General features: G+C 42.8%; 9 protein-coding genes and 2 tRNA genes. All 11 read left to right on the forward strand.

Going from position 1 to position 9,422, the window contains the following annotated elements; all coding sequences use genetic code 11:
• Positions 1–38 precede the first annotated feature (38 nt).
• The 11 genes from ORQ98_RS13430 to ORQ98_RS13480 all read left to right on the forward strand — a co-directional run bounded on the left by ORQ98_RS13430 (position 39) and on the right by ORQ98_RS13480 (position 8,979).
• Complete coding sequence (locus ORQ98_RS13430) at positions 39–1,055, forward strand: NAD-dependent epimerase (RefSeq protein WP_274689327.1); 1,017 nt, start codon at positions 39–41, stop codon at positions 1,053–1,055.
• Positions 1,056–1,130: 75 nt separating this feature from the next.
• Positions 1,131–1,207 (forward strand) — tRNA-Val (locus ORQ98_RS13435).
• A gap of 155 nt (positions 1,208–1,362) precedes the next feature.
• A complete protein-coding gene (gene thrS, locus ORQ98_RS13440; protein ID WP_274689328.1) occupies positions 1,363–3,294 on the forward strand; it encodes a threonine--tRNA ligase in 1,932 nt (643 codons plus the stop codon).
• An 11-nt stretch (positions 3,295–3,305) separates the two neighbouring features.
• Positions 3,306–3,842 (forward strand): translation initiation factor IF-3, encoded by a 537-nt coding sequence (gene infC, locus ORQ98_RS13445; protein WP_342455203.1) that lies wholly within the window; start codon positions 3,306–3,308, stop codon positions 3,840–3,842.
• An 83-nt stretch (positions 3,843–3,925) separates the two neighbouring features.
• A complete protein-coding gene (gene rpmI, locus ORQ98_RS13450) occupies positions 3,926–4,120 on the forward strand; it encodes a 50S ribosomal protein L35 (protein ID WP_180567967.1) in 195 nt (64 codons plus the stop codon).
• Between the two features lie 44 nt (positions 4,121–4,164).
• Positions 4,165–4,521, forward strand: a complete 357-nt coding sequence (rplT, locus tag ORQ98_RS13455) for a 50S ribosomal protein L20 (protein ID WP_274689329.1) — start codon at positions 4,165–4,167, stop codon at positions 4,519–4,521.
• Positions 4,522–4,737: 216 nt separating this feature from the next.
• Positions 4,738–5,733: a phenylalanine--tRNA ligase subunit alpha gene (gene pheS / locus ORQ98_RS13460; RefSeq protein WP_274689330.1), complete on the forward strand. Its 996-nt coding sequence runs from the start codon at positions 4,738–4,740 to the stop codon at positions 5,731–5,733.
• Between the two features lie 65 nt (positions 5,734–5,798).
• Positions 5,799–8,177 (forward strand): phenylalanine--tRNA ligase subunit beta, encoded by a 2,379-nt coding sequence (gene pheT / locus ORQ98_RS13465; RefSeq protein ID WP_274689331.1) that lies wholly within the window; start codon positions 5,799–5,801, stop codon positions 8,175–8,177.
• 3 nt (positions 8,178–8,180) lie between these two features.
• Positions 8,181–8,489, forward strand: a complete 309-nt coding sequence (gene ihfA / locus ORQ98_RS13470; protein WP_180567963.1) for an integration host factor subunit alpha — start codon at positions 8,181–8,183, stop codon at positions 8,487–8,489.
• The gene (locus ORQ98_RS13475; RefSeq protein WP_180567962.1) at positions 8,464–8,826 is read left to right on the forward strand and encodes a MerR family transcriptional regulator; all 363 of its coding nucleotides are present in this window, start codon (positions 8,464–8,466) and stop codon (positions 8,824–8,826) included. The genes ihfA and ORQ98_RS13475 overlap by 26 nt, the downstream gene beginning before the upstream one ends.
• A 76-nt stretch (positions 8,827–8,902) precedes the next feature.
• Positions 8,903–8,979, forward strand: a tRNA-Pro gene (locus ORQ98_RS13480).
• Positions 8,980–9,422 lie beyond the last annotated feature (443 nt).

Consider the following 9,422-nt stretch of genomic DNA (forward strand, 5'->3'; position numbering starts at 1 on the left):
GCAGTCTCATTAAGTAGGAAGCCAAGTTGAGCAATAATATGAAGATTTTAGTAACAGGAGCGGCTGGGTTTATTGGTTGTCATGTGGCTCTTTATTTATTATCCCGTGGTGATCAAGTTGTAGGTTTGGACAATGTTAATGATTATTATGACGTTAACCTCAAGCTGGATCGATTGAAACTGATTGAAAACCAGAAGCAAGCTGCTAACTTTCAGTTTGTTAAAATGGACCTGGCTGATAAAGATGGAATCGCTAAACTATTTGCTGAAGAGCAGTTTGATAAGGTGGTTCACTTGGCTGCCCAGGCTGGAGTTCGGTACTCTTTAGAAAACCCCCATGCTTATATCGATAGTAATATCGTTGGCTTTATGAATATTTTGGAAGGTTGTCGGCATCAGCAGGTTAAGCATCTGGTTTATGCATCTTCGAGTTCAGTCTATGGCGCTAATGAAGAAATGCCATTTTCTGTGCATCATAATGTGGATCACCCGTTATCGCTGTATGCAGCCACTAAAAAGTCTAACGAGCTGATGGCACATACCTACTCTTCATTATACGGCTTACCTACTACTGGGTTACGCTTTTTTACGGTTTATGGCCCTTGGGGACGGCCGGACATGGCGCTGTTTTTATTTACCAAAAATATTCTGGCTGGTAAACCAATAGATGTTTTTAACTATGGAAAGCATCGTCGTGACTTTACCTATGTTGATGACATTGTTGAAGGTGTAGTCAGAACCCTTGATAAAACAGCCACTGTAAATCCTGACTGGACTGGTATGAGCCCAGATCCTGGTACCTCCAAAGCCCCGTGGCGGGTATACAATATTGGTAACAATCAACCAGTGGAACTGCTGACATACATTAGTACTTTGGAAGACAAGCTAGGCAAAAAAGCGGAAATGAACTTGTTGCCATTACAGCCTGGTGATGTGCCTGACACTTATGCCAATGTAGAAGACCTAGTTAATGATGTGGACTACAAGCCAAGTACAACAGTTGCCGAAGGTATTGACCGTTTTGTTCAGTGGTATCGGGATTACTATCAAGTATGACTTTCATCCAAGATGACATTGCAAAATAGGGGTTGTCTTTTTTTTAAATGATTGATAAGGTACGCCCCACGTTTCAGGCGCGTAGCTCAGTTGGTTAGAGCGCCACCTTGACATGGTGGAGGTCGTTGGTTCGACTCCAATCGCGCCTACCAAGTTTAAAAAGAGGCCAGTCCAGTGACTGGCTTTTTCTGTTTCGCTTTGAATGTTTGAGTTAACAAACAAGTCTTCTGACTGAGTTTACCTTACAAAGCAAACTAAACATGTGGCCTTTGGTGTGGGTCACCACTGAACAAAGTAAGGAAATCTAATGCCTGTAATTACCCTTCCTGATGGCAGTAACCGCCAATTTGATCAACCCGTATCTGTGTTAGCTATCGCTGAGTCAATTGGTCCTGGACTGGCTAAAGCAACGATTGCTGGTCGTGTCAATGGTCAACTAAAAGATGCCTGTGACCTAATCGAAGACGATGCTGAACTGCAAATCATTACTGCCAAAGATGAAGAAGGTGTTGACATTATTCGTCACTCATTTGCTCACTTGGTTGGCCATGCAGTAAAGCAGCTGTTTCCGACAGCAAAAATGGCTATCGGTCCCGTGATAGAAAATGGTTTCTATTATGACATTGCTTATGAACGCTCATTTACTCAGGAAGATCTGCAGGCAATTGAGACCCGAATCGGTGAGTTGATTAAAAAAGATTATCCTGTCATTAAAAAAATGACTCCTGTGGAAGAAGCGCGACAGGTGTTTCTTGATCGTGATGAGAGCTATAAGGTACAGCTGATTGATGACATGGACGACACTGTTAAGGCGGTCGGCTTATATCATCATGAAGAATACACTGATATGTGTCGTGGTCCCCATGTGCCTAATACCCGTTTTTTGAGGGCCTTCAAACTCACTAAATTGGCTGGCGCCTACTGGCGAGGCGACTCCAATAATGAAATGTTGCAGCGTATTTATGGTACTGCTTGGGCTGATAAAAAGCAGCTAAAAGCTTATTTACATCGTTTGGAAGAAGCAGAAAAACGGGACCATCGTAAGCTAGGTAAGCGACTAGGGTTATTTCATACTCAGGAAGAAGCGCCGGGTATGGTATTTTGGCATCATCATGGCTGGACGATTTACCAAGTGGTTGAGCAGTATATGCGACAGGTTCAACGTGATCATGGCTACCTGGAAATTAAAACCCCACAAGTGGTTGATAGGACGTTATGGGAGAAATCGGGCCACTGGGATAAATTCCAGGACATGATGTTTACAACGCATTCAGAAAGCCGTGATTATGCTGTAAAGCCAATGAACTGTCCTTGCCATGTTCAGGTATTTAATCAGGGGCTACGGAGTTACCGTGACCTGCCATTACGTCTGGCTGAATTTGGCTGCTGTCATCGTGATGAACCATCTGGTACCTTACATGGTCTGATGCGGGTAAGAAACTTTAATCAGGATGATGCACATATTTTCTGTACTGAGGATCAGATTCAGCAAGAAGTAGCCACGTTTATAGACTTATTATTTGCTGTTTACCGAGACTTTGGTTTTGATGAAGTGATTCTGAAACTATCCACTCGTCCTGAGCAGCGAGTTGGCTCTGATGCTGTATGGGATCAGGCGGAAACGGCACTTGCCACTGCACTGGATGCTACTGGCTTGGTTTGGGAAGAGCTACCTGGTGAAGGTGCCTTTTATGGACCTAAAATTGAGTTTTCATTAAAAGACTGTATTGGTCGGGTATGGCAGTGTGGAACAATCCAAGTCGATTTTTCAATGCCTGATCGATTGGGTGCTCAATATGTGGCTGAAGATGGCTCTCGTCAAGTTCCAGTGATGCTACACCGTGCTATACTTGGCTCGTTTGAGCGTTTTATCGGTATTTTAATTGAGCACTATGAGGGTGCAATGCCACCTTGGCTGGCACCTGTGCAAGCGGTGGTGTTAAATATTACCGATAATCAAGCTGACTATGCAGCGAAAGTCGTTGATCAACTAAAAAATCAAGGCTATCGCGTGGTATCAGACTTGAGAAACGAAAAAATCAGTTTTAAAATCCGCGAGCACACTTTACAAAAAGTACCTTATCTCTTGGTTGTTGGTGATCAAGAGATGAATGCTGGGACGGTCGCTGTAAGGACTCGAAAAGGGCAAGACCTAGGAACCCTCTCAATCGAAGAGTTCTGCAAGCATCTGTCAGCAGATATAGAATTACGCGGCCGATTACAGAGTGAATCGAAGTAGGAGACATTACAATTAAGCGCGACAACAGAAGAGAAAAACGTGCCAATCGTATCAACGATGAGATTCGTGCTAAACAGGTGCGTTTGATTGGAGCTGATGGCGATCAGGTAGGCATTGTAGATTTATCAGATGCATTGGCTAAGGCAAAAGAAGCTACGCTTGATCTAGTCGAAATCAATAGCAGTGCCGAGCCACCTGTTTGTAAAGTAATGGATTATGGCAAGCATCTGTTTGAGCTTAAAAAGCAGAAAGCGGCTGCAAAGAAAAAGCAGAAACAAACCCAGGTGAAAGAAATTAAATTTCGCCCGGGAACCGAAGAAGGGGATTATCAGGTAAAACTGCGCAACCTGATACGTTTCCTGACAGAGGGCAATAAAGCCAAGGTGTCGTTAAGATACCGCGGTCGAGAGATGGCTCACCAAGAATTGGGATTAGAGCTGTTAAAACGGGTTGAAGCTGACTTAGAAGACTTTGGTACCGTTGAGCAGTATCCTAAAATGGAAGGCCGTCAGTTGATCATGGTGCTAGCCCCGAAAAAGAAAAAGTAGTGAGACTGGTCTAAACCAGTCCTGCTACTTTTTATCAATTAAATGGCAAAGGCTATAAGCCTCACGAATGCGGAGTGATTATTATGCCAAAGATGAAAACCAACAAAGGTGCTGCGAAGCGCTTTAAAAAGACTGCGTCTGGTTTTAAGCGTAAAAGTGCGTTTAAAAGCCACATCCTCACCAAAATGACCACTAAGCGTAAGCGTCAGTTACGTGGTACTTCTGCAGTGGCTGCTGCTGATGTACCAGCAGTAAAAAGAATGCTGCGAGCTAACTAGTCAACTTTTCTTAGGGTTCAATATTTTTTAAGTAGGAGTGAGGAATGCCTCGAGTTAAACGTGGTGTTGTGGCGCGTCGCCGTCATAAGAAAATTTTAAAGCAGGCTAAAGGTTATTACGGTGCTCGTAGTCGAGTATTTCGTGTAGCTAAACAAGCTGTTACTAAAGCAGGCCAGTATGCTTATCGTGACCGTCGTCAGCGTAAGCGTCAATTCCGTGCACTGTGGATTGCTCGTATTAATGCGGGTGCCCGCATGAACGGCCTTTCCTATAGCCGCTTTATTGCTGGTCTGAAGAAAGCTTCTGTTGCCATCGACCGTAAAGTCTTAGCTGACTTGGCTGTTAATGATAAAGAAGTGTTTACGCAGATAGTCGAAAAGGCAAAGCTGGCACTAGCCTAACCAGATTTGTACATCGACTGAAACTAAGAAAGGAGGCTAAAGCCTCCTTTCTTAGTTTATGGAGCATGAAAAATCTAAGAAGCAGGAAAGCCTTGCCAAAAATGGTGGTTAGTGTTGTACATCTAGTTAAGTATATTGAAATGCTGAACAAGCAGCACAACTGTATTTTTGAGAAGGTTTTTATAAGAGACCCAATACCAATAGCCGGAGTGACCCATGGAAAATCTTAATGCATTAGTTGCTGCTGCATTAGCCGATGTATCCTCAGCAGCTGATGAGGCTGCACTGGATCAGGTGCGGGTGCAGTATTTAGGTAAAAAAGGTGAAATTACCCAATTGCTAAAAGGCTTAGGCAAGCTGAGTGCTGAGGAACGGCCGCAAGCAGGTGCCAAAATTAATGAAGCCAAGCAACAAGTGCAGCAGGCTATCAATGAAAATAAAGCGCTACTTAAGCAGCAGCAGTTAAATGCAAAGTTAGCCAGTGAAACACTGGATGTTACTTTGCCTGGTAGGCGTCAGTCGAAAGGTAGTATACATCCAGTCACTAAAACCATGGAGCGGATAGAAGCATTTTTTGGTAGTGTGGGCTTTAGTGTGGCTGAGGGACCTGAAATTGAGGACGATTATCATAACTTTGAAGCGTTGAATATTCCCTCACACCATCCAGCAAGGGCAATGCACGATACTTTTTATTTTAATAGCCATACGCTGTTGAGAACCCATACTTCTCCAGTGCAGGTTAGAACCATGAAAGAAAATCAGCCACCGATAAGGGTAATTTGTCCTGGGAAGGTTTATCGCTGTGACTCTGATATGACCCATACTCCTATGTTCCATCAGGTTGAAGGGCTTTGTGTTGATAAAAATATTAGCTTTGCTGATTTAAAAAGCACGATAGAAGCGTTTTTGAGAGAATTTTTTGAGCGTGATTTAAAAGTGCGATTTCGTCCGTCCTACTTCCCTTTCACTGAGCCTTCTGCAGAAGTAGATATTGAGTGGGGGACAGACGACAAAGGCAATACAAAATGGCTTGAAATAATGGGGTGTGGCATGGTTCACCCTAAAGTATTTGAGGCAGTGGGAATTGATTCTGAAAAATATACGGGTTATGCCTTTGGTTTGGGGGTTGAGCGAATGGCTATGCTGCGTTATGGAGTTAATGATCTGCGGATGTTTTTTGAAAATGACTTGAATTTCTTGCAGCAATTTTAAGTAGCCTTGATAAACAACGAAAGGCGTATAGTTTTCAGAATAACTAATTTGTAAATGGTAAAGCGATGAAATTCAGTGAACAATGGCTACGTGAATGGGTTAACCCAAAAGCAACAACTGAAGAAATAGTATCTACAATCACCATGGCTGGCCTGGAAGTTGATGAGGTTGAGCCTGTTGCTGGTGATTTTAAAGGGATTGTTGTCGGTGAAATTTTAAGTACTGAGCCACACCCTAATGCTGATAAATTAAAAGTGTGTCAGGTAGCTAGTGGTAATAGTGAAACCCTACAAGTGGTGTGTGGTGCACCCAATGCAACAGCAGGAATGAAAGTGCCATTTGCTTTGGTTGGGGCTGTACTGCCTGAAAATTTTAAAATTAAAAAAGCCAAATTAAGAGGTGTAGAGTCTTTCGGAATGCTGTGCTCTGAAGCAGAGCTAGGTATTTCTGATAATCATGATGGATTAATGGCATTACCTGCTGATGCACCTGTTGGAGAAGATATACGTCAGTATTTGCAATTAGATGATCATATCATTGATGTTGATTTAACGCCTAATCGTGCTGATTGCTTAAGTATTGCTGGTGTTGCTCGTGAAGTGGGTGTGAGCTTTAATAAGTCAGTTAATTCTGTTGAAATTAAGCCTGTGCCTCCACAAATTGATGATAAATTTGCTATAGAAATTCAGACACCTGATGACTGCCCACGCTATATTGGCCGAGTCATAAAAGGTGTGGATTTATCACAGCCGACCCCTTTATGGCTAAAAGAAAAATTACGTCGTAGCGGTATTCGCAGTATTGATCCTGTGGTTGATGTGACCAACTATGTGATGTTGGAGCTGGGCCAGCCAATGCATGGTTTTGACTTGGCAGAATTACACGGTCAAATCATTGTGAGAAAAGCCAAGGCAGAGGAAAAACTAAAATTATTAGATGGCCAGGAAATAACCCTGCAAGATGATATTTTGCTAATTGCTGATGAAAAAGGACCATTAGCAATGGCGGGAATTATGGGGGGAGAACACTCTGGGGTTTCAGAAAAAACCAAAGATATTTTCCTGGAAAGTGCTTTTTTTAACCCAATTACCATCGCGGGAAAAGCTCGTCGCTATGGTATGCATACTGATTCTTCCCATCGTTTTGAACGAGGGGTGGATTATGAGCTGCCACGGCTAGCGGCAGAACGCGCTACTGCGTTAATTTTATCAATTTGTGGTGGTCAGCCTGGCCCATTAACAGAGGCCGTTGCGCAAGAAAAATTACCTTCGCGTCAACAAGTTAAACTGCGAGAAGCAAGAATCGAGAGGTTGTTGGGCTTTGGTATGGCGAAGGAAAAGGTTGAAACCATACTAAGTGGGCTTGGTATGCAAGTGACAGCCGCTGAAGAAAATAATTGGGTAGTAGATGTACCGAGCTATCGCTTTGATATTGAGCGGGAAGAAGACCTGATTGAAGAGCTTGCGCGTGTGTTTGGCTATAATCAACTGCCCACAACAACACCGCAAAGTCAGCAGGTGATGGCGCAAATAGCAGAAGCTAAAACACCATTGCAGCAACAGCGCAAATTATTAACGGCTTTGGGGTACCAAGAAGTCATTAATTACAGCTTTATTGCTCCAGAATTACAGCAGCTGTTTAGTCCAGATTTAAAGCCTCAACCATTGGCTAACCCTATTTCGGCAGACATGGCTGTCATGAGAACCAGCTTATTACCAAGTTTGTTGAGTAATGTGCAGTACAACTTAAATAGACAGCAGCCAAGAGTCAGGTTGTTTGAGACTGGGCAAGTGTTTATTGAAACCGAAAGTGGCTTGGCTCAAGAGCAAAAAATAGCGGGTGTGATTTATGGTAGCCTCCTTCCAGAGAACTGGCACTCTCAAAAGCAGACAGTAGATTTTTATGATCTAAAAGGAGACGTAGAAGCACTGCTTGCACTAGGTAATGAAGCCGAAGTTGAAATTAAACCTGGTAAGCATGCTTCGATGCACCCAGGCCAAACCGCTGCGGTTTATTGTAATGGAAAGCTTGCTGGTCATTTAGGTACATTGCATCCGGAGCTACAAGCGAAGCTGGATTTGCCGAATGCTGCCTATCTTTTTGAGCTGGACTTAAAGGCAATTAGTGTTGGCAAAGTAACAAGCTTTGTTCCACTGTCTAAATTTCCAGAAGTTAGACGAGACCTGGCGTTTATTGTCGATAGAACAGTATTAGCCCAGGAGCTTAAGTCAGTGATTGCGGAAAAAGCGGGTGAATGGCTTAAGTCATTGACTTTATTCGACTTATACGAAGGGAAAGGAATTGAACCAGGTCAGAAAAGTGTGGCTTTAGGCTTGACGTTGCAACATCCATCGCGCACTCTTAATGATGAAGAGGTGAACTCAATTATTGATCAAGTAGTCACAGAACTGGAGCAAAAATTTCAGGCAAGTTTGAGGAAGTAGCCAATGGCGGCACTGACGAAAGCAGAAATGGCTGAGCGTCTTTTTGAAGAGCTTGGCCTTAACAAGCGAGAAGCCAAGGATATGGTAGAGTTGTTCTTTGAAGAAATTCGTCATGCCTTGGAATCCAATGAACAAGTTAAATTGTCTGGCTTTGGTAACTTTGACTTAAGAGACAAACGAGAAAGGCCAGGTCGAAACCCAAAAACAGGGGAGGAGATTCCAATATCTGCAAGAAGAGTGGTTACCTTCAGACCAGGACAAAAACTCAAGGCAAGAGTAGAGGCATATGCTGGAACCAAGCATCATCAATGAAGAACTACCAGCGATACCTGGTAAACGCTACTTTACTATTGGTGAAGTAAGCGAGCTGTGCCAGGTGAAGCCCCATGTGCTTCGTTACTGGGAACAAGAGTTTGAACAGCTCAAACCCGTAAAGCGGCGAGGAAATCGTCGCTATTACCAGCGTCAAGATGTGTTAATGATCCGACAAATTAGAAGCCTGCTTTATGAAAAAGGTTTTACAATTGGTGGGGCAAGAAATCAACTGGCTGGTGAAGACTCAAAATCAGATCGCACGCAGTATAAACAACTTATACGGCAGATGATCGCTGAGTTAGAAGAAGTACTTGCTGTATTAAAGTCTCGCTAAATCATGATAGAAAATCCGCTTGAACTTCAGTGGATTTCCTGTATTATCACCACTGTTTCAAAGCTATGAAGCAATTCGGAGTGTAGCGCAGCCTGGTAGCGCACCACAATGGGGTTGTGGGGGTCGGAGGTTCGAATCCTCTCACTCCGACCATTTTTCTTCTTTAGATTCAATCACTTACATCCCATCTGCAATTAAGAATCATTCTTCTTTAAGTATAAATTAAGTATATTTTAAGTAAATAACACCAGTTTTTGCCCCTGTTTTTAGAAGTCAGTTGATGTGTAATCTAGTTCACTAAGCCTGTTTTTTGGCTGAATCCAACTTCATGCTATATTCCTATATCATCTAAAAACGACAGTTTGTGACAGTACGATATGCTTTGAGTGACGCATCAGTAATGCCTGACTTGTTGTTGTATAGCAGTACTAATTGTATTTTTCGTACAAGTGTTTAATTAAATGGCTGAATGCATGTAAATATTTACTATTTCTTTACTATTCTGTTGAAGCTATGTACTATACCAGTCGCGAATCATTTCTAGGTTCAATAATACAGCATCATGTGTATAATCCACTGTTATGAGAGGATTTGAA

The organism is Spartinivicinus poritis, assembly GCF_028858535.1.
Classification (GTDB): domain Bacteria; phylum Pseudomonadota; class Gammaproteobacteria; order Pseudomonadales; family Zooshikellaceae; genus Spartinivicinus; species Spartinivicinus poritis.